General features: G+C 33.1%; 18 protein-coding genes. 1 reads left to right on the top strand and 17 read right to left on the bottom strand.

Annotation, left to right across the window (positions count from 1 at the left end; genetic code table 11):
• Positions 1-269: 269 nt before the first annotated feature.
• Positions 270-710, bottom strand: coding sequence for a CoxG family protein (locus tag CEQ21_RS02280; RefSeq protein ID WP_185763068.1), 441 nt, complete (start codon positions 708-710; stop codon positions 270-272).
• Positions 711-1011: 301 nt separating this feature from the next.
• On the opposite strand from CEQ21_RS02280, the gene CEQ21_RS02275 reads away from it, so the two are divergent.
• Positions 1012-1389 carry a hypothetical protein gene (locus tag CEQ21_RS02275; RefSeq protein WP_185763067.1) on the top strand — a complete coding sequence of 126 codons (378 nt, stop codon included), beginning with the start codon at positions 1012-1014 and terminating at the stop codon, positions 1387-1389.
• 179 nt (positions 1390-1568) lie between these two features.
• On the opposite strand, the gene CEQ21_RS02270 is transcribed toward CEQ21_RS02275, so the two are convergent.
• From CEQ21_RS02270 to CEQ21_RS02195, 16 genes are all read right to left on the bottom strand, one after another.
• Positions 1569-2432, bottom strand: coding sequence for an aminoglycoside phosphotransferase family protein (locus tag CEQ21_RS02270; RefSeq protein WP_185763066.1), 864 nt, complete (start codon positions 2430-2432; stop codon positions 1569-1571).
• 194 nt (positions 2433-2626) lie between these two features.
• Positions 2627-2791, bottom strand: coding sequence for a hypothetical protein (locus tag CEQ21_RS02265; protein WP_185763065.1), 165 nt, complete (start codon positions 2789-2791; stop codon positions 2627-2629).
• Between the two features lie 60 nt (positions 2792-2851).
• Entirely contained in the window at positions 2852-3844 is a 993-nt protein-coding gene (locus tag CEQ21_RS02260; RefSeq protein WP_185763064.1) for an anti sigma factor C-terminal domain-containing protein, read from the bottom strand.
• Complete coding sequence (locus CEQ21_RS02255; RefSeq protein ID WP_185763063.1) at positions 3841-4338, bottom strand: RNA polymerase sigma factor; 498 nt, start codon at positions 4336-4338, stop codon at positions 3841-3843. Before CEQ21_RS02255 ends, CEQ21_RS02260 begins: the two co-directional genes overlap by 4 nt.
• A gap of 260 nt (positions 4339-4598) precedes the next feature.
• Complete coding sequence (locus tag CEQ21_RS02250; RefSeq protein WP_185763062.1) at positions 4599-5552, bottom strand: ROK family glucokinase; 954 nt, start codon at positions 5550-5552, stop codon at positions 4599-4601.
• Between the two features lie 103 nt (positions 5553-5655).
• Complete coding sequence (locus CEQ21_RS02245; RefSeq protein WP_185763061.1) at positions 5656-6639, bottom strand: sugar phosphate isomerase/epimerase family protein; 984 nt, start codon at positions 6637-6639, stop codon at positions 5656-5658.
• Positions 6623-7060: a C-glycoside deglycosidase beta subunit domain-containing protein gene (locus CEQ21_RS02240; RefSeq protein WP_185763060.1), complete on the bottom strand. Its 438-nt coding sequence runs from the start codon at positions 7058-7060 to the stop codon at positions 6623-6625. The genes CEQ21_RS02245 and CEQ21_RS02240 overlap by 17 nt, the downstream gene beginning before the upstream one ends.
• A 20-nt stretch (positions 7061-7080) precedes the next feature.
• On the bottom strand, positions 7081-8520 hold the full coding sequence (locus CEQ21_RS02235) for an MDR family MFS transporter (RefSeq protein WP_185763059.1): 1440 nt from the start codon (positions 8518-8520) through the stop codon (positions 7081-7083).
• 233 nt (positions 8521-8753) lie between these two features.
• Positions 8754-10163: an MFS transporter gene (locus CEQ21_RS02230; protein ID WP_185763058.1), complete on the bottom strand. Its 1410-nt coding sequence runs from the start codon at positions 10161-10163 to the stop codon at positions 8754-8756.
• A gap of 336 nt (positions 10164-10499) precedes the next feature.
• Positions 10500-11471, bottom strand: a complete 972-nt coding sequence (locus CEQ21_RS02225; protein ID WP_185763057.1) for a sugar phosphate isomerase/epimerase family protein — start codon at positions 11469-11471, stop codon at positions 10500-10502.
• A gap of 5 nt (positions 11472-11476) precedes the next feature.
• A complete protein-coding gene (locus CEQ21_RS02220) occupies positions 11477-11929 on the bottom strand; it encodes a C-glycoside deglycosidase beta subunit domain-containing protein (protein WP_185763056.1) in 453 nt (150 codons plus the stop codon).
• Positions 11930-11965: 36 nt separating this feature from the next.
• Positions 11966-13075 (bottom strand): Gfo/Idh/MocA family protein, encoded by a 1110-nt coding sequence (locus CEQ21_RS02215; protein WP_185763055.1) that lies wholly within the window; start codon positions 13073-13075, stop codon positions 11966-11968.
• A gap of 263 nt (positions 13076-13338) precedes the next feature.
• Positions 13339-15843, bottom strand: a complete 2505-nt coding sequence (locus tag CEQ21_RS02210; RefSeq protein WP_185763054.1) for a GH39 family glycosyl hydrolase — start codon at positions 15841-15843, stop codon at positions 13339-13341.
• A 432-nt stretch (positions 15844-16275) separates the two neighbouring features.
• Positions 16276-17400: a Gfo/Idh/MocA family protein gene (locus CEQ21_RS02205; protein ID WP_185763053.1), complete on the bottom strand. Its 1125-nt coding sequence runs from the start codon at positions 17398-17400 to the stop codon at positions 16276-16278.
• Positions 17401-17443: 43 nt separating this feature from the next.
• A complete protein-coding gene (locus CEQ21_RS02200; protein ID WP_185763052.1) occupies positions 17444-18349 on the bottom strand; it encodes a sugar phosphate isomerase/epimerase family protein in 906 nt (301 codons plus the stop codon).
• A gap of 178 nt (positions 18350-18527) precedes the next feature.
• Complete coding sequence (locus CEQ21_RS02195) at positions 18528-19574, bottom strand: Gfo/Idh/MocA family protein (RefSeq protein WP_185763051.1); 1047 nt, start codon at positions 19572-19574, stop codon at positions 18528-18530.
• Between the last annotated feature and the right edge of the window lie 34 nt (positions 19575-19608).

Below are 19608 nucleotides of genomic sequence, written 5' to 3'. Positions count from 1 at the left end.
ATTACACCTTTCAACTTTTGATTTAGTAGTTATAATAATTATTTTATATTAAAGGCTCTTTCCTTTTGTGATAACTTATTGAATAAACCAGCCTATTCCGTATATAAAAAAACTGATTAAAAAAAGAGGCAATCCTTTTCTGGACAACCCCTTTTTTACAAATTATAAAGCTTCTAGTTAAGCTTAATACCATTATATTGGTTACTTCATATTATCATTTTTACTTCAGAGAAGGTATCACCAAAAATAGTTGCTATCCATCTTTTAAACTATGAGAATACAGCTATTTTATGTGCGATAGATTCTGTTAAACGAGATGCTACTTTTGGAACAGCCAATTTAATAATTGGTGTTAACACCACACCAGATAATCCGCCTGCATTGATTTCTACCGTACAAGTCATTACTGTTTCACCATTAGCATCTTCTGCAGTAAACTGACCGCTGCCTGTAAAATTATCTGATAAACCTTTTAGTTCAAATTTAATATTTGAAGGCTCATTCCATTCGGTAATATCTACCTGTGCTCGTATTGTTTTTTTAATACCTTTCACATTACCTTCAAATGTCCAAATAGATTGCTTATCATTTATGATTTCATGCTCTTTATAGGCTGGTACTGTTGTTGCCCATTTTTCGAGATCACTAACATAATCCCAAACTGCTTGTACATCTACTGGAACTACTACAGAATGCGTTCCCGTTGCCATTATGATCCCCACCTTCATTATGTATGAATTGAAATAATACATTTCTACAACATAATTATTACATAAAAAAGCATAAACTTACACTATTATTAACTCTTTAGAGATTTTCTTTTTACCTGCACCAGTTATTTTTTTTTAAAACACTACCAAATTGACGCATAAAATTGTTTTTCTACTTTTTTGAACTCTGTATTCATCCAAATAACATTAATTATTTCTAATCTTTTTCTATTTATGCTTAACAATGTAATTTTTATTTAAAATATGAAATAATTGTAAAAAAAGATGGAAGGAGCATTACATGAAGAAGTTTATTATTCTTGGTAGTTCTATTATTGTCTTAGGAGTAATATCTATCCTTTTATTTGTAAGCTTTAAGAATGATGGCATAACAGTAAAGGTTACTAATAACACTGAACAAGCTATGGACGATATCTTTATTACCTATAGCAACCTTAAAGAAGATATAAAACTTCCTAAAGTATTGCCTAAAGGAAACGTCTCACTAAATTTTGAGCCTGATGTAAGTGAAAGTAATCTGGTTTTATATTATTTTAACAAAGATGGAAAAAAACAAGAGGAATTCATTGTTGGTTATTTTATCCGTGGATATGATGGGAAAGTAAATGTTGAGATTAATTCAATTAAAGATAATGGTGTATTAAATATGACTTATTAGAATGTATTATTACTCTATTGGTGTGTTTAAGTAAAACACACCTGCCTCTTTATAATCATCTTATTTGTGCTAACCTGACTCAATCGTTTCAGAAGAAACATAATAAATAAGAGCATTTTCTTTTTAATTACCCCAGTCCTTTAAGGACAACTTCATAGTTAGTTGAAAAAAACCGATATTTATAATAACCAGTTTTTTACTCTCGCTAAGTTTTCTTCTAAAAATATCGCATTTTTTTCAATTCCACGACGTTTACACCAACCTATACTATTAAAAGCATCAGTAAATCGATAAAAAGGTAATACATTTTCTAAGTCAATTAATGGTCTAATACTTTTATAGCCTTCTTGATATGCATAATACAAGTTAACATCAACACTTAAGAAATCACGATACAGTTTGGTGAAATCGATTTCTGTTGAACCAAATCTTACGCTTTCAAAATCTATTATTCCTGATACATTGTCCTTATCTACAATTATATTTGCAGGACGAAAATCCATATGTACAAAGCTCGGTCCATCTGAAGACGGAAGTTGTCGTTTCATTTGTTCAAAAGTTTCAATGGATTTTTTATATAAATTCTCATCCAAAATGTCCTTTACATCTTCAGCAAAACTATAAAATTGTTTTTCTACAAATTCTGACCAGTTGGTAAATTCATTTTTTATACTTGTTAACACTTTATTTGCAGGAGGATGAGTCGAATGCATTTCAGCATGAAGAACTCCAACTTGATAAGCAACTGTTGGGTTAGCTTTAAATGTTAACGGGTTTCCTTTTAATTCAGATAATAAAAATGCTCCACCACACTCCGCGTCACCAGACCAATAATCTAACATTACAGGAATGGAAACTCTCCCTTTTAAGATCTCATAGGCTTCTAGCTCTCTCTGATACTTCAATCTTGAAAAAGGAATTTTCAAATATACATTTTCATTATTAGTCAACGTACATTTATAAACAGTTGAACTAAAGGAGTCTTCAACCTCTTTAATCGATAATATCTGCAATCCAAATTGTTGTATGACTCGATTTAACATTTAAATTCGCCCCTTTTTTATCTAATATAGAAGGTATGTGTCGTACACGATAGTAGTTTTCCATATTACATTACTCCTTTTAGTACATAGCAATGCTCATTTTTGTTCTTACGCTAACTCAATCCCTAAGTCACACAAGAAACAGGCTACCTTAATAGCAGCCTAAACAATCTATATTTTAGTAAAAGAGATAATTATTCTTTTTCTTTTTCCTTTTCCTCATCAAACATTCCAGAAGATAATAAAGCATTTACCCTGTTTTCACTCATTTTCAATTTATTTGATAATGAATAATTAAATCCTAATGAAATTAACATACTAATTAATAGTAACATATTTAAAAGTTTTTTCTTATTCACTTTTTCTTTAACCTCCCATAATTTTCATAAATTTAAGTAGTATTATAAATTTCCCTATTCTTAATAAACATCTATTGTCGCTCCAATTGTTGATGCTCGAACTATCTCTAAATCTTGAAGTTTTCCTAATTCACTTGGTGTGCCAGAAACAACCACTCCCGATATTTGAAGGTCTTCTATCTTCGGAAAGGACTTTGAGGTAATTCCGATTGCCATTTCTTGTGCAGCTGACTTGTATTTTCCTTCCTTACTTAATTGTTTAACATTACTAAGAAAGGTTTCAGCAGCAAAAATTAAGTTATCGTCTACTTGAAAACCATCGGCAGACGGACCATCCAATACTTGAAGAGTTGGATCAGCTTTTAAATTTTGAAACCTTTCTTTTGAAGTCGTATTCACCCATACCCAATTGATATCTTCTTCTCTCAGTATTTTTTGAATTTCTTTAAGCTTGTATGTTTTATCAAAGGACAATGCAACTTCAGCTAATGTGTTTTCATCTAATTCCGTAGCAATATCTAGTTCATTTGGTAAGATATCATAATCTAATTGGGGATAAAAAAACTCTACTTCTCTTTCACCAGTAAAATTATTATAATGAACCTGACGATTTAACCTCTTACTAAACTCAGTACTCTCAGTAAACCGCTCATCATCTATTACATTTTCTCTTCCGAAGAAAGGGACTTCTACTTCTTGTTTGTTCCAAACGATATCGCGATCATCTATTGTCTTCTTAAAGGTGATATGTCTTACAGCACTTAAATTTAAAAATCCGTATACAATCATCTCGCTTTCCATATAAACGTTAGAACCATTTATTTGACTAAATAGCCTTTCGTCTTCATTCACAAGTCGGTTTTGAAGTAGATATTGGCCAATGGAAAATATTCCAAAAAATAAGATGCAAGTACTTAGTAAACCGATAATGAAAAATTTAATTGTTTGTTTCCACTTTGCTTTTTGGATTGCCTTTTGAAAGGTTGGACTCGTAACAAAATCCAATTCTTTATTATTTTCTTCTGATACGCGATTACTATCATTAGAACTCATCTGTAAACCTCCTTGTACAGTTTCGCAAATTCCTTTCTTGCTCGAAATAAGGATGTTTTTATGTTATTTGCCTTTAAATCAAGAATTTCAGCTATCTCATCGTATTTTAATTCCCATATGTATTTAAGAAGTAATAATTCTCTGTATGTCGGCTTTAGTTTAGATAAAATATATTCAATTTCAGACCATTTTTCGTGACTCAAAAGAATCTCTTCCGGTAAATCCTTCGAGAGTGTTTTCACTTGATCCTCCCTTAGGTCAAGCTTGACTCTACTATTTTTTCGAGTTTGATCATAATGAAAATTGAGTGCCACACGTATTAGCCAACTTCGTATTTTTTTATTTCTTATTGAATCATAATACTGAAGAAATTTGTATGCCGTTTCCTGTACAATATCTTCTGCATCTTCATGTGATATCTTCAATTTTCTTAAATATCGATAAACAACATTCAGTTCCGAATTTAAACTTCTTAAATCATCTGAATTATTCATCTCTCCCCCCTGTTCTTATAAGACGAATGAAGAAGAAAAAAGTATACAATTTTCTTTTAAAAATTTTAACAGTGATTTTAAAAAAGTCCATAAAAGTAATAAATAACCAGTATCATCTTTTATAAAGGACTATTGAAATAATCTTGAGCAATTTTCTGTTTGAAATTCTCACTATATTTAGCCATAAAAAAAACCCCAAAAGTTAGATTTCAACTCTAACTTTTGGGGTACAGAACTAACTTTCAGCGTTTATATAATTATTATCGCGTTCTCACCAAAGATGCTGCGCCAATTACACCTGCATCATTTCCTAGTTCTGCAAATTTTATTTTAGTGGTATTTCTTATTTGTGGAAATGTATACTTTTGAAAATAGTGATTTATGCCATTAATTAATATTTGCCCAGCTGCAGAAACCCCACCACCAAGAACAATCGTTTCAGGATGGAGAACATTGGCGATGTTTCCACAAGCTAGACCTAAATAGAAATTAAATCTATCCAATACTTTCACTGCTAAAGGATCATTTTCCTTTGCCTGATCCATTACTATCTTAGCTGTCAATTGCTGACCATCATCAATCAAAAATTTCAAATTTGAATCTCCAGCATATTGGTCTGACATATCTCTTGCAAGGCGTATAATTCCTGTAGCACTAGCGACTGTCTCTAAACAACCTATATTTCCACAAGTACATGTGTAACCATTTGGATCCACATTAATATGACCAATTTCACCAGCTGCACCAACACCATGAACTAATTTCCCTTCCGCTATAATTCCACCACCAACACCTGTGCCAAGTGTCACAAATACAACATTTTCACTCCCCTTTCCTGCACCAAGCCATTGTTCGCCAAGCGCAGCAACGTTTGCATCGTTATCAATAAAAAAAGGAATTCCTGTCCCGCTTTCTATCTGCTCTTTTACCGGTTGTAATGCTCCCCAATTTAAGTTATATGCTCCAATAACAGTTCCGCTTTCTACATCCACAGAACCAGGAGACCCCATTCCAATGCCAATAATATCTTCATTTGATAAGCCATATGTCCCTAAATGATCCTTTATAGATTCAACGATATTTGGAACAATGTTTTTTCCATCGTTGCTGATATCCGTTTCCATACTCCATTTCTGTTGCACTTCTCCATTTTCAGTTAGAATGGCAAATTTAATTGTAGTCCCACCTAAATCTATTCCGATTAATTTTTTCATATTAACCTCCTGTGTAAAAATATAATAAGATTGGATTTTAATCTAATTATATTTTTACAACCAATTAAACAAGTGCTTAAGAAAAAAGCAGCTTATATTTATTCTAATTATGAATAATCTTATGCAATAATTTTTGATGTCTCTGAACTTGTTCGATACTATCTACCTCTTTATAATCCTGAATATGACGATTTCCTTCATATTCACTATTTACATACCCTGTGTATCCATTGTTTTTCAGGACGGAAATAATTTCATTGTAAGGAATGCTGGGCTCTTCAATCTGGCTATTAATCTCATAAAACTTTCCATGCACATGCATGATATAAGGAATGTAGTCTTCTAAAATTAGGGGATCTGTGTACACCATATGGGTACCTAATCGTGCGAACAATTTATCATATTCATTTGCACTAACCATATTTTGTACTTCTTTCTCAACTGCTTTCATATCTGCTCTATTCATATAGTTACCGCTTACATATTCAACGATTTTAGGATTTGCACCGTGTCGAATATGCCAATCTTCCATCACACTCGGCATGCGCTTCACAAAAACACCTAAATCAGGCATAATTCCAAACCACTTTGTTCCCGTTTTTTGAATAAATTCCATCCTCTCTTCAAACCAAGGAGTACCGAAAGTGAATGGGGCATGAACCTCTAAAGCTATTTTTATGTCTTTTTCTTCTGCATATTCTAGCGATGCGTCTATTACCTCAATTGGTGTAGCAACAAGAGTTCTTAATACCTTACATCCTAGTTTATTAGCAATCGAGATATCTCTTTTCATCATCTCAACTGATTCATCAAGCGTTGTGATACGATTAGGAAATAATTTAAGTTCTAAAAACGCATCATATGCTATCGGTGTAAGATCATATTTTTCCATCCAGCCATGCCAAGTTTCATAAAAAGAGTCAGGAATATGCGGGAATCCTTTAATCATTTGTTCAGGTAATATCTCTACTCCTTTTGCACCTGACTTAGCCACCTCTTGAATACATCTTTCTAAATCTAACTTTCCTGTATAGAATTCTTCTTGATAACTGTATAATGAAACTCCCGTTTTAATTGTTTCTGCCATTTTTCATAACCTCCTCATCTACATTTCTAGTTGTTCCAAGTTTTAATATTTTTTTGTCTGCACCTGTATTTGGATGTGGTTGATACGAAATTCGCAGACTTACAAATGCTTCAATCGTATGTTCTTTATCTGCCAATCCTCCAGGCGCATTCACAAAAACAACAGCTTCCTCAGTCATTTCCCATCTATTATTTATAACAGTTGAAATTTCACGATATGGAAACGAACCTGTTTCAACAACAATTGTCATAGCATCATGGGGAACACTCTCCCCATTTATTGTTAAGTTAATATCATTAATACACGATAAGGTAATGCCGCGATAATAGGGGATTCTTAACCCTACAGCGTATCCTATTATTCCGTCATTTTTCTCAACATTGTGGAAAGTTCTTTCTGAGATAAGATATTTTTCAAACATGTAGTTCCCTCCTATTTTTATTACTTGTTTAATGAGCTTAATTCTTTTGTATGCTTTACTTCTTCTTTAACTGTCGTATCTTTTAATTTAAAGGCTAATAGAAGGCCAAGCCCACTAATAATTGTGACAAATACGAATGTGACAGATAAGGCATATTTTTCTGTTTCTAATCCGGCTAGACTTGAGTTCTTAGCTAAAGCTGTATATAAACCTACAATAAGTGAAATACCGATGGAACCTGCAATATTAGTTAAAGTGCTATATACCGCTACACCATGTCTGTATAAATGCTTAGGTATAGCATTCATTGCTCCTGTTTGTACTGGCGTCATTAGAAATCCTGTCCCAATCATTCGCAGCGAATAGAAAATAACAATCATCCAAAGTGTTTTTTCAAATCCAATTATCGCAAGCGGGATTGTTGAAAGAGTAACAATCAAGAAACCAATTAAAATCAATACTTTAATTCCCATTTTATCTGTTAATTTCCCTACAAATGGAGACATTGTCCCCATTAATACTGCTCCTGGTAATAAAATAAGACCAGATACCAATGCTGAAGTCCCTTCGACATTTTGTGTGTATAACGGAATGATTGTTTCTACTCCAAACATCGTTGCAAAGGCAATACTAACTAAAACAGCTGAAACCGAAAATATTTTATATTTGAAAACTCTAAATTCAATCATTGGATCTGGTAGTTTCAATTGTCTTCTTACTAAAAAATATAATGAAATAGCTCCTATCACAATCGAACTAATTGTTATAATATCTCCCCAACCTAATGTACCTATTAGACTTAAACCATATAAGATTCCAGTAAAAGCCACTGTAGATAAAACTACTGATATAACATCAATTTTTGTATGTTTATCCGTCTCGGTTACATTCTGTAAAATAAAGAAGGAAGCGATTAATATACATAATACAACTGGAAATGTGCCAAAAAATAAGTATCTCCATGAAAAGTAATCAATGATTGCACCAGCAAGCGCAGGGCCAATTGCCGGTCCAAAACAAATGACTAGTATTAATAATCCCATTGCACTGCCACGATTTTCATTTGTTGTAATTTGTAAGATAATATTTGAGACAAGCGGCATTATTAATCCAGCCCCAATTGCTTGAATTAAGCGACCTATTATCAGGATGGTAAAGTTAGTTGCAATTCCTGCTAACATCGTTCCTATTAATAATGAAATAACGGCTGCAAAGAATAATTGCCTAGTTGTAAATCTAGCAATAAAAAATGCGGATATTGGGACAATTATTCCGCTTGTTAACATAAAAATGGTAGTTACCCACTGAGCTATGTTAGCATCAACATGGTAATCGACCATTATTTGTGGAAGGGCTGTAATCAAAAAAGTTTGATTTAGTACAGCGACAAAAAGTGTCACTAAAATTAATACCAATAGTACGTTTTTTTTATATTTCGTTTGTAGAATTTCATTTTCCATTCTTTATCTCTCTCCTTAAGTTGAATTTTTATTATTCAACATTATCTGTATCTAATTTTAACTTTTCACTAAAAAAAGGGCTTTCTAATCTTTTGACTATTTCCTTTACATTTTTATCCACACTACAAATCCTTTTTATATAGATTAAGAATTTATATGTTATTTTTATTCTTTTGTTAAGAAAACTAAAATGCACATAACTAGGAAAAGTTATGTGCATCTATTTTTTAATATTATTTTTCAGTCACACGTTGAGCATCCAACTCTTCTCTAATCACTCTAGTTTTATTATCATCTAATTTGTATAGAAAAACAGGAATCATGGCTAGTAAGAAACAGATTGCTGGTAATATGTTTACTACCAAATTTATACCAGCAATTGCTTCACGTGTTTGATCTGCATTCGCTACATATCCAAAAGAACCTAATAATGCTACTGTTACAGCGCCACCAAGCGCACTAGCAAATTTAGTTGCTAAACTTGTTGCTGCAAAAGCAGTACCATCTACACGAACACCCTTTTTGTACTCCAATTCATCAATTGCATCAGGGATCATCGCCATAACAATCGGTGTTCCAAATTGAGCTAATCCGAATAAGAATGTTACAACTAATAGCATTGTGATATTGCTAAAATCTATAAAGTAAAGCACGATTAGAAAAATACTTGAGAAGAAGTATGAAATATACAACAAATTCTTTTTGCCAATTTTGGTTCCAAAGCGAGTAAATAATAAGATTCCGATTACTGCTCCAACCGCAGGTAGGGGCATAAATACAGCTACTAAATCCATTCTTTTGATAACATACATATAATAGTAGATTTGAACACCCATTCTACCAAAAAAGGCCGTTAATGAAGTCAATAGCATAAAGAATATCAAAATAAGTGATTTACTAGATAAAACGCTTACAAAAGATTCCTTAAAAGATACTTTTGCTTTATTTATAGGAAGAACAACTTCTTTTGAATTAAAGAAAAGCACATAGAATAGTGGGACTGCAATTACTGCTAATGTTACAGCTGTCATCGTATATCCATTACCAGTTAAAGAATTTTCATTGCCACCACTAAAGAATATGATTAATGGCATAGAAGCGATACTGAGTAATACACTTCCTAGATTAGTAAATGTCATTCTAAATGAAAATAATGCTGTTCTTTCGCCTGGATTTGGTGTTATCACTGATGCTAATGAACCATACGGAATATTAACAACTGTGTATAAGGCACTTAACCCAAGATATGTAAACCAAGCCCATGCAATCTTTGCATCCATAGATCCAAGGAAGGCTGGTGATGTAAAGGCTAATACACTAAATAGCGCTAAGAACGGTGTACCATATAAGATATAAGGTCTAAATCTGCCATGCTTTGATTTCGTACGATCTGCTATTGCACCAAGGACTGGATCAAACATACCGTCCGCGATTCTAGAAAATAACATAATCATTGCAATAACAGCTGGTGCAATTCCCATGACATCCGTATAATAAATAGCTAAATAGGAACCACTGAAACTCCAAAATAATTGGCTCGCAAAATCTCCTAATCCATAGCTAACTTTAGTTCCTATACGCAGCTTTTCTTGTTTCTCAATAACAGTTACTGGATTTTCAGTTGCAACACTCACTTTACTCATGAACTTTCCCCCTTTTTTGTCGTTGAAAATAAATTAAAAAAGCAGTACTTTATCTTTAAAAAACACTCTTTCTGATTTAAATTGTAAATGTAACCACTTACATTAGATATTGTTTTTTTACTCTGAATGCTTTAGATATTTAATCTACTTTAATGAGTAATAAGTGATTGGTTAATAATCTATATTTTTCTTTAATATCTATTTGTTAGAAACCATATAAGTTTTTTCCCTTATTTATTTTTAGTACCACAACCACCTGTTTATTGTAAAAAACAAAAAAGAAGAGCCTGTAATTTGTACAGAGCTCTTCTTTAAAGTTAAAATTTTTTAGCATTACTATCTTAAATTTTCCAGAATATTACGTTCCATTTGTAAATGTCTTCTTGTCATCTCAACTGCATCAATGGAGGCTTCGTATTCAGACATAATGTATCCATTAAAGTTAGACTCATGAAGAACTTTTAGAATATCGGCATATGGAATACTAGCTTCCTCAAGGTGTTCATGCATGTAGTGGAATTTACCATGACAGTATTGAATATGTGGGATAATTTGTTTTAATCCCTCTAAATCTGGTTTATGGCTAAATTGTACAAAACCGTACATACCTTGTAGAGCACCAATAACAGCCCCATTTGCCCCTGCTTCTATTAATTTCTTCATCGCTTCCTCTTTCGGTACATTATCATAACGGAAGTTTGCAGCCATTTCTAATAATTCAAGTGGCGCCCCATTCTCAAGTGCTTCATCCCAATATACTTTGTTAGGTTTTGTTGCAAAACATCCAAAATCTTGCACAAACCCAGCATAATCACTGCCTAGTTTCTCAAATAATTCTACATATTTCTGAATTTTAGGAGACGATGGATTATCAGGATTATGAATTTCTACGCCTAACTTAACTCCATAGTTTTCCGCATAAGAAACTAATTGTTCAATTGCTGCTGGTGATAGATGATATTGTACTCTCATCATTTCACATCCTAATTTATTCGCCGTTTTAATATCAAGAATTGCAGATTGAATTAGCTCTTCATCTGTTAAATCTCGGTCTGAAGTAACCCCTCGATCTGCACTCGCACCGTAGGATACAAATTTAATTCCATAATGATCACTCATCGCTTTAAACTCTTTGACTGCTTTTTCATTAGCATATGGATATGTAGACAACATTGATGCGCCAACAAGCTCGAATCCTTCACCGCCAATTTCAGCAGCAGAACGAATACAATCTTCTAATGTAAGAATTCCTTTAACAAAATCTGTTGAAAAACTAAATAAAGAAACACCTAGTTTTATATTACTCATGATTGCTATCTCCTCTCTTCATTTCTTAAAGTTACTGTTTTGCTACCACAGGAATCTAATACTGCATAATTATGGTTTTCTGTATTTCCTGGAATGTACATATAGGCATTACGAAGCAATAAAGTAACATCAATGGTGTGTTCCCCATCTTCTAAACCACCTGGTAAATAAACTTTAATTGTAGCTGCTTCATTACAATTCCAAAATTCCGAAATGAGATATTGAATTTGCCCCATTGTAAACTCTTTACCGTTTAGACAGAAATTAATATCATTCGCTTTCACTTTTTCCCCATCTACCACGATGGTTAAATCCTCGATACAAGACAAATAATGACCTCGATAATAACTTAAACGAATTTGGAACTCATATCCAAGCCTTTTTCCATTTACTAATGTATTTACAAGACTATTGTCGACTACAGTATCAACAAAGGGTAATTTCATTACAAATGTCATTTTTTCTCCTCCTACTTACAACAGTATTTTTTCGCTTCATTTAGTAAAAACAACTTCCTTACCAGTTTCCGCAGATTGATAGATGGCATCTAAAATTTTTGTGACGATATATGCTTGTTCTGGTTTAACTAATGGCTCTGTATCTTCTTTCACTGCCGCTAACCACTGCTTTGCTTCTAATACCTCTGGTGAATTCGCTCCACCTTCAAAATATGCAATATTTCCGACTGGTGACTTTTTCTGTTCGACTAACATATTATTGTGTGCTCGGTTGAAAATAAGCTCTTTTTCCTTTTGGCCCATGCCAGAGATAATTTGGGCTCCCCCTTTTGTTCCGCAAAGGGTTGTTGCTGCTTCCTTCGCATCCAATGTGTTTAATGCCCATGAGGATTCTAAGAATATCGTGGAGCCATCTTCCATTTTGATATAACCAAATGCTGAGTCTTCAACTTCAAATGTTTCTGGATCCCATGGTCCAAATAAATTTCCTTCTGGTCCTTCTGGTAATCTGCCTAACTTATGGAATACGGAGCCTGATACGGATACTGGTTTGTAGTTGTTCATCATCCATAAGGTAATATCGAGGGCGTGTGTGCCGATATCAATTAGCGGACCACCACCTTGTTGTGCTTTATCTGGGAATACGCCCCATGTTGGCACAGCACGGCGACGTACTGCATGTGCTTTTGCAAAGTAGATTTCGCCTAATTCTTCTCTTTCACATGATTGGTGTAATGCTTGAACTTCCTCTCTGAAGCGGTTTTGATAAGCAACAGTGAACTTTTTCCCTGATTTTTTCCAAGCATCCATCATCTTTTGCGCTGCTTCTGTATTGTGTGCCATTGGCTTTTCACATAAAACATGCTTTCCAGCCTCAAACGCAGCTACTGTTATGGGACTATGCGATACGTTTGGTGTACACACATGGACGATATCAATCGATTGATCCTTTAATAATTCCTTGTAGTCCGTGTACACTTGCGCATCAGCTGATCCGAATTCCTTGGCTGCTTTTAAAGCTCTCTCTTCGATAACATCACAAAATGCCACTATTTCACATTCCTCGTTGAAATGAGATAACGCCGGAAAATGTTTGTTATTTGCGATTCCACCACAACCGATAATAGCTATTTTTAGTTTACTCATTTGTATAACTCCTTTTTATTGGTTTCGCTTACAAATTAAGTTTAACTTTTATCCCATTTCTTTCCCTTTTCTTTCTTAACATTTGAACATGGAATTTTAACCTAATTTCTTTAGGAATATTGCCAACAAATAATCAGAAGGTTAAAAAATAAGGTGTTATTTTTAATCTCAATAACATATTGGATGTATACAAGAATTCTAAATATAAATATAAAAAAAGATGAAAAATTACGAGGTAATTTTTCATCTTTTCTCTTTATATATTATGAATCACTAATGATTAGGTTAAGTTCATATAGTCTTACTTCATGTGGTTGCAACTCACCTTTAATCAAAATATTATTTTCTTCAACAATAGTGTGGCTCACCTTCATATAGGGAACACTTTTTTGTTTCAAATATTCTACTTCATCTGGTTTCATATCATAAATAGAACCAAAATTTAGCCATTCATCTAAAACACTGCCATATTTACGATTAATACGTTGTTCTTTCAGACGATACCTCCCATTTTTAATGCCTTTCATTTTTAATGAAAGTGTTAGTGGGTTATTATTTTCAAAGATATCATATTGTTCACTTATCTCAATACTGCCTTCCGGCTGAAGATAATAAGAATAGTCAAAGTGTTTATAATTATAGCAAATAATCTGGTAGCGATCCCCAGATTTTTTGGTAATAATATAGTTATCACCTTTTGAAACTAATATTTCCCCCAATCTTTTTAATAAAGAAAAGGAATGGTAACTTGGTTTTCTTATACCACTTTTGGTTATGAGCCCTACCCCACCATGCAGTAAGTTTTTAGAGTCTTTAAAGTCACTAAATATATCCGAACACATCCAATACCCTAACATATTAATATTATTTAGAGTTAAATTGTCGATAATATTCTTAGCTATATAAGAGGCCTTAAAGCAAGTATCATTTAAATAGTCCCGATTTGATATGGAAATATTCCACTCTGTAACATTTAATTCTAAATCATCAAAATCATATCTATTCATTGCATCTCGAACCTGTCTTATTTTGGTTTTTATGTAGTTTGGATTTGTGGAGATTACATTCTTTTTAGCATTTCTATCACTCTCCGTTTCTATGGGATAGAGGTAAATAGAAAGAAAATCCGGTTGCATCTCTTGCAATCTCCATTGTTTCAAAAATAAATCTAACTTTTCTATTTCTAAATCCATTGTTAATCCACAGCCACCTACCTTTGCACCAGGTACAAGCTCATTTAAGATCCCCTTAAGAAATGTGAATATTTTGAAATATTCCGCGAATTGACTTGGATCATGTCGGCTATTTTTAGATAAGCCCTCTATATTCTCTAAGTTAACAATAGGGTCAATGTTATTACTCCATATTTCAAAGTACCATGTTTCTACTTCCTCAATTCCGTACCGTTCGATACAGTGTAACAAGAAGGCCCTTAATAAACTTTTCCATTCATCAAACGTCTTTTCCTTGTTTGTCTGATATATGAGTGTTTGATGAAATGATTTCAAAACAAGTTTTGGTTTCGGTCCTAGCTCAATAAATGGTTTCAATCTATTTTTTATTAGAAAATCTAATAATTTATTAATATTTGAAAAATTATAAACTACCTGTCCATATGAGTTGTCTTCAACATGCATTTCATCACTAAACATCCCCCAAAATCGTGCATAAGTAAAACCTATATCATTCTGTAAAAGTGCTATCTGTTCTTGCATATCTGAATTTAATAAGTCAGTTGCATATCCAACGTTAATAACTTTATTCCAATACTTAGTATAAGCCTCTAATTTGGATATTTTCCTAATATCTATATCCACCGCAATTAATTCGTTTTTCTTTTCTACTGGTGAATAAGCTTCCATATAATGACGCAGCTCAAACAAAGCTTCTTCCTTTTCCACTTTAACATTACTTACTGTCTTTACCTCATCTGTAATTTTCTCTAATTTACTTTTTCTATAGTCAGCAGGCTTCACCTTAAATTTATCATTGAAAACTCTATTAAAAGCTACTAGATTTGGAAAACCATTGTCGAGTGCAATTCTAGTAATGGATTTTTTGGTATTAATTAGTTCATTTACAGCATGAGCAAGACGTACTTTATTTAAATATTGTAAGAATGTTTTACCAGTCTGTTTTTTAAAAAACTTAGATAAATAAGGTACTGTAATATATTGAGTACTCGCAACTTCTTCGAGTGTTAATGGCTCTCGGAAATTATTTTCGACATATTCAAGTATTTCCACCACTCTTTCGTTCGCCATTTCCTCAGATTGCAGTGGTTTAACTTTTTGGTGCTTTCTATCCCTTAAGTAATTCAATTGAATAATAGAAATTAACTTCAATACTCTTCCCCAGTATTCCGCTATCGAAAAGTTAGATTCCTTTAAATAGACAGACAGTACTTCCTCTATAACAGCTTTCATCTGTTGATTAGCTGAAACTGTATTTTCTAATGAAATACATTGAAAAAATAGATTCTCCTGTTGAAGAATAGAACGCATTTGTAAATAGTTAAAGTGAATTATAACTATTAAACTATTGTCTCCTGAATGAAATGAATGAAGCTCATTTGAATTAATCATAATAAAATCCGAATTATTTAATGTGAATATATTACTCTTTACCTTTACTTCTAAATCTCCTTCAATCACATAAATTAATTCGATGTCTTTATGTGCATGATCCAGCACATCTTTACCATTCATAACTGAAATCGTTATTAATTGAGCATCTATTAAAGGTTGAGTTGTTTGAGTATTAAGCATTCTATACCCTCCACCGAATCTTCAAATTAATATACTTACATTTGCTTTAATCGATATTAGCTGCAAACATATTTTTTAGATTTCAAAATATGCACCATCTAATTAACACACAAATCACCTAAAATATTCGTTATAACGAATGTGTAAGCGGTTAATATTCTTATTATAAAAATATTATCATTCTATCGAACATTAAACAATTCTTCATTTCAAATAAAATATCGGAACTGACTATTAAGTAAGTATTATCTTTATAGTTTTTACATGTAAATTGTAATAGGTAATAAACGTTTTGTTAAGCCGATGAAATTAATGGAAGTTTTATTTTATAATAAAAAAGGAGAAACACCGTTTTTCTCCTTTTCGTGATTTACTCTATATTTTTCAGAAGAACAACTAAGTTACTTCTTGTTACTAATTAAATGGTTTAGCTTATACTATATTTAAATCTTTTTTAAAAACAACTTCTTTACCAGTTTCCGCAGATTGATAGATGGCATCTAAGATTTTTGTGACGATATATGCTTGTTCTGGCTTAACTAATGGCTCTGTATCTTCCTTCACTGCCGCTAACCATTGCTTTGCTTCTAATACCTCTGGTGAATTCGCTCCACCTTCAAAATATGCAATATTTCCGACTGGTGACTTTTTCTGTTCGACTAACATATTATTGTGTGCTCGGTTGAAAATAAGCTCTTTTTCCTTTTGGCCCATGCCAGAGATAATTTGGGCTCCCCCTTTTGTTCCGCAAAGGGTTGTTGCTGCTTCCTTCGCATCCAATGTGTTTAATGCCCATGAGGATTCTAAGAATATCGTGGAGCCATCTTCCATTTTGATATAACCAAATGCTGAGTCTTCAACTTCAAATGTTTCTGGATCCCATGGTCCAAATAAATTTCCTTCTGGTCCTTCTGGTAATCTGCCTAACTTATGGAATACGGAGCCTGATACGGATACTGGTTTGTAGTTGTTCATCATCCATAAGGTAATATCGAGGGCGTGTGTGCCGATATCAATTAGCGGACCACCACCTTGTTGTGCTTTATCTGGGAATACGCCCCATGTTGGCACAGCACGGCGACGTACTGCATGTGCTTTTGCAAAGTAGATTTCGCCTAATTCTTCTCTTTCACATGATTGGTGTAATGCTTGAACTTCCTCTCTGAAGCGGTTTTGATAAGCAACAGTGAACTTTTTCCCTGATTTTTTCCAAGCATCCATCATCTTTTGCGCTGCTTCTGTATTGTGTGCCATTGGCTTTTCACATAAAACATGCTTTCCAGCCTCAAACGCAGCTACTGTTATGGGACTATGCGATACGTTTGGTGTACACACATGGACGATATCAATCGATTGATCCTTTAATAATTCCTTGTAGTCCGTGTACACTTGCGCATCAGCTGATCCGAATTCCTTGGCTGCTTTTAAAGCTCTCTCTTCGATAACATCACAAAATGCCACTATTTCACATTCCTCGTTGAAATGAGATAACGCCGGAAAATGTTTGTTATTTGCGATTCCACCACAACCGATAATACCAATTCGTAATTTAGACAAAGTAATTCACTCCTATTTTTATATTAAATTCACAAAAAAATTTTTAAACTAAAAATTGACTTAAATAGTTTTTGCTTATTTTTATAGAATCTTTTCTAGATTTTAATGACTCTTCAAACGCTTTATCTTCCACTTCAATTACTGCATATCCGAAATAACTAATATCCGTTAAAGCAGAAATATATTTTCCCCAATCTACATCACCAAGCCCTGGTAGTTTAGGTGATAGGAACTGAAGTGGAGTTGCCATGATTCCAACATCATTTAAACGATCTTTGTATAATTTTATATCTTTAAAATGAATATGAAAGATTCTTTCTTTAAATTCATAAATAGGTTTAATATAATCAATCTGTTGCCATACAAAGTGTGATGGATCATAATTCAAACCGAAATTTTTATTAGGGATTAATTCAAACACCCTGCGAAAAATAGCTGGAGTTGTCATTAAATTCTGTCCACCTGGCCATTCATCACTTGTAAACAACATTGGACAGTTTTCAATTGCAATTTTCACACCTAATTGGTCTGCAAAATCAACAATAGGTTTCCATACACCAATCATTATTTGTAGATTTTCATCAATTGTTTTATTTTGGTCCCTTCCAATAAAGGTGTTAACCATATTTACATCTAATTTTTTTGCAGCTTCTACACATTTTTTAATATGCTCTACATAATAATTACTTTTTTCTGCATCTGGATCTAATGCATTCGGATAATAAGCAATAGCAGAAATTTTAACGCCTTTTTCTGCTGTATAATTTTTTATATAATTAACATCTAATTGTTCTACATCAATATGAGTTACACCGGCATATTTTCTAAGAGCCTTTCCTTTCGGCCATGCACATAATTCTACACATTTAAAGCCGTTCTCTGATGCAAAATCAATAACTTCTTCAAATGTACATCCATCTAAAATAGCACTGTTAAAACCCAGCTTCATTGAGTATCTCCCTTCTTAACCTACGTATTTAAATCGCTTACATTTATAGTGTACAGCTAATTCTATCTGTTGCCTTTTTCATATTTGTTCTAGTATTAGTAGGATTTTCTCCATTTATTGAATGTTATATTTCCTTTAATTATTCAGATTACAAATTGCATATTAATTTTTAATCCAACTACTCAAACAAAATTGCTTCGCCAAGTTCTGATGATTTTCTTATGGATTCCATCAATGATAAGACCCGTCTTACCTCCGGAATTTTTATTAATGGCTCAGCTCTCCCATTAATAACGTCATCAATATTCTTATAGAAATCTGTCCAATCAGAATGAATTACGGGAAGTGGTTCTGTCACAATCCCTCCAGGAGGAACAGGTGCGAATTGTCTTGTCGGTCCTGCTTCCGTTTCCGTTATCTGTGGTGGAAGTTTTTCTAACATTTTTCCTGTTCTATAAATATTCCCGTCACAAGCGAAGGTTTTGACAATCATTGTTCCTTTATCAGCACCAACTAGCCATCGTGGTTGATAGTCCAAAATATAAGTTGATAATTCAATATGTGCTGTGATTCCATTATCCATTTTCATAATTACTTTGAAGTAATCATCTACTTCTTCATGTAATACATTTTTAACGTCCGCATAAAGGGAGTTAACTTTTGCATTAGGCATCATAAATAGAATTTGGTCAACTAGGTGTACTCCCCAATCATAAATCATTCCGCCTCCATAATTTTTATAAATATGCCACTCATGCATATAGCCATTCCCTGAATGCAATTTGGATTCAATTGTAAAGATATTACCAAGCAAACCTTCTTCATATGCTTTCTTCACTGTCAACATGTCCTTATCCCATCTTCTGTTTTGATGACAAGTAAAGAATACGCCTGCTTCTTTACATGCATGATCCATTTCATCTAACTCTTCTACATTTAGTGCAGCTGGTTTTTCAGTAATCACGTGCTTACCTGCTCTAGCTGATAATAGGCACATGTCTTTATGTAAGTGATTCGGTACTGTTAAAATAACCGTATTAATTTCTTTATCAGCCACTAATTCTTCAGCTGTGTTGTACAATTTAAATCCCATTTTAATTGCTTCCGCTTGTTTCATTTCCTCTATATCACAAACGGCTACAATCTCGACTCCTGCTCTTGGAGCATTCTGCGCATGCCATTTCCCCATACCACCAAAGCCAATTACACCTAATTTGATTTTCATATGTTTTCACTCCTTGCTTAAGCCTACTTTTATA

This window comes from Niallia circulans (assembly GCF_007273535.1).
Classification (GTDB): Bacteria; Bacillota; Bacilli; order Bacillales; family Cytobacillaceae; genus Niallia; species Niallia circulans_B.
The sequence above is the reverse complement of the archived record's forward strand: the minus strand, read 5'-3'. Positions and strand labels throughout refer to the sequence as shown.

What these genes read in the sequence shown, in the direction of transcription:
- CEQ21_RS02280 (WP_185763068.1), bottom strand. Translation starts at nt 710, where the DNA reads ATGGCAACGGGAACGCATTCTGTAGTAGTTCCAGTAGATGTACAAGCA.
- CEQ21_RS02275 (WP_185763067.1), top strand. Translation starts at nt 1,012, where the DNA reads ATGAAGAAGTTTATTATTCTTGGTAGTTCTATTATTGTCTTAGGAGTA.
- CEQ21_RS02270 (WP_185763066.1), bottom strand. Translation starts at nt 2,432, where the DNA reads ATGTTAAATCGAGTCATACAACAATTTGGATTGCAGATATTATCGATT.
- CEQ21_RS02260 (WP_185763064.1), bottom strand. Translation starts at nt 3,844, where the DNA reads ATGAGTTCTAATGATAGTAATCGCGTATCAGAAGAAAATAATAAAGAA.
- CEQ21_RS02255 (WP_185763063.1), bottom strand. Translation starts at nt 4,338, where the DNA reads ATGAATAATTCAGATGATTTAAGAAGTTTAAATTCGGAACTGAATGTT.
- CEQ21_RS02250 (WP_185763062.1), bottom strand. Translation starts at nt 5,552, where the DNA reads ATGAAAAAATTAATCGGAATAGATTTAGGTGGGACTACAATTAAATTT.
- CEQ21_RS02245 (WP_185763061.1), bottom strand. Translation starts at nt 6,639, where the DNA reads ATGGCAGAAACAATTAAAACGGGAGTTTCATTATACAGTTATCAAGAA.
- CEQ21_RS02240 (WP_185763060.1), bottom strand. Translation starts at nt 7,060, where the DNA reads ATGTTTGAAAAATATCTTATCTCAGAAAGAACTTTCCACAATGTTGAG.
- CEQ21_RS02235 (WP_185763059.1), bottom strand. Translation starts at nt 8,520, where the DNA reads ATGGAAAATGAAATTCTACAAACGAAATATAAAAAAAACGTACTATTG.
- CEQ21_RS02230 (WP_185763058.1), bottom strand. Translation starts at nt 10,163, where the DNA reads ATGAGTAAAGTGAGTGTTGCAACTGAAAATCCAGTAACTGTTATTGAG.
- CEQ21_RS02225 (WP_185763057.1), bottom strand. Translation starts at nt 11,471, where the DNA reads ATGAGTAATATAAAACTAGGTGTTTCTTTATTTAGTTTTTCAACAGAT.
- CEQ21_RS02220 (WP_185763056.1), bottom strand. Translation starts at nt 11,929, where the DNA reads ATGACATTTGTAATGAAATTACCCTTTGTTGATACTGTAGTCGACAAT.
- CEQ21_RS02215 (WP_185763055.1), bottom strand. Translation starts at nt 13,075, where the DNA reads ATGAGTAAACTAAAAATAGCTATTATCGGTTGTGGTGGAATCGCAAAT.
- CEQ21_RS02210 (WP_185763054.1), bottom strand. Translation starts at nt 15,843, where the DNA reads ATGCTTAATACTCAAACAACTCAACCTTTAATAGATGCTCAATTAATA.
- CEQ21_RS02200 (WP_185763052.1), bottom strand. Translation starts at nt 18,349, where the DNA reads ATGAAGCTGGGTTTTAACAGTGCTATTTTAGATGGATGTACATTTGAA.
- CEQ21_RS02195 (WP_185763051.1), bottom strand. Translation starts at nt 19,574, where the DNA reads ATGAAAATCAAATTAGGTGTAATTGGCTTTGGTGGTATGGGGAAATGG.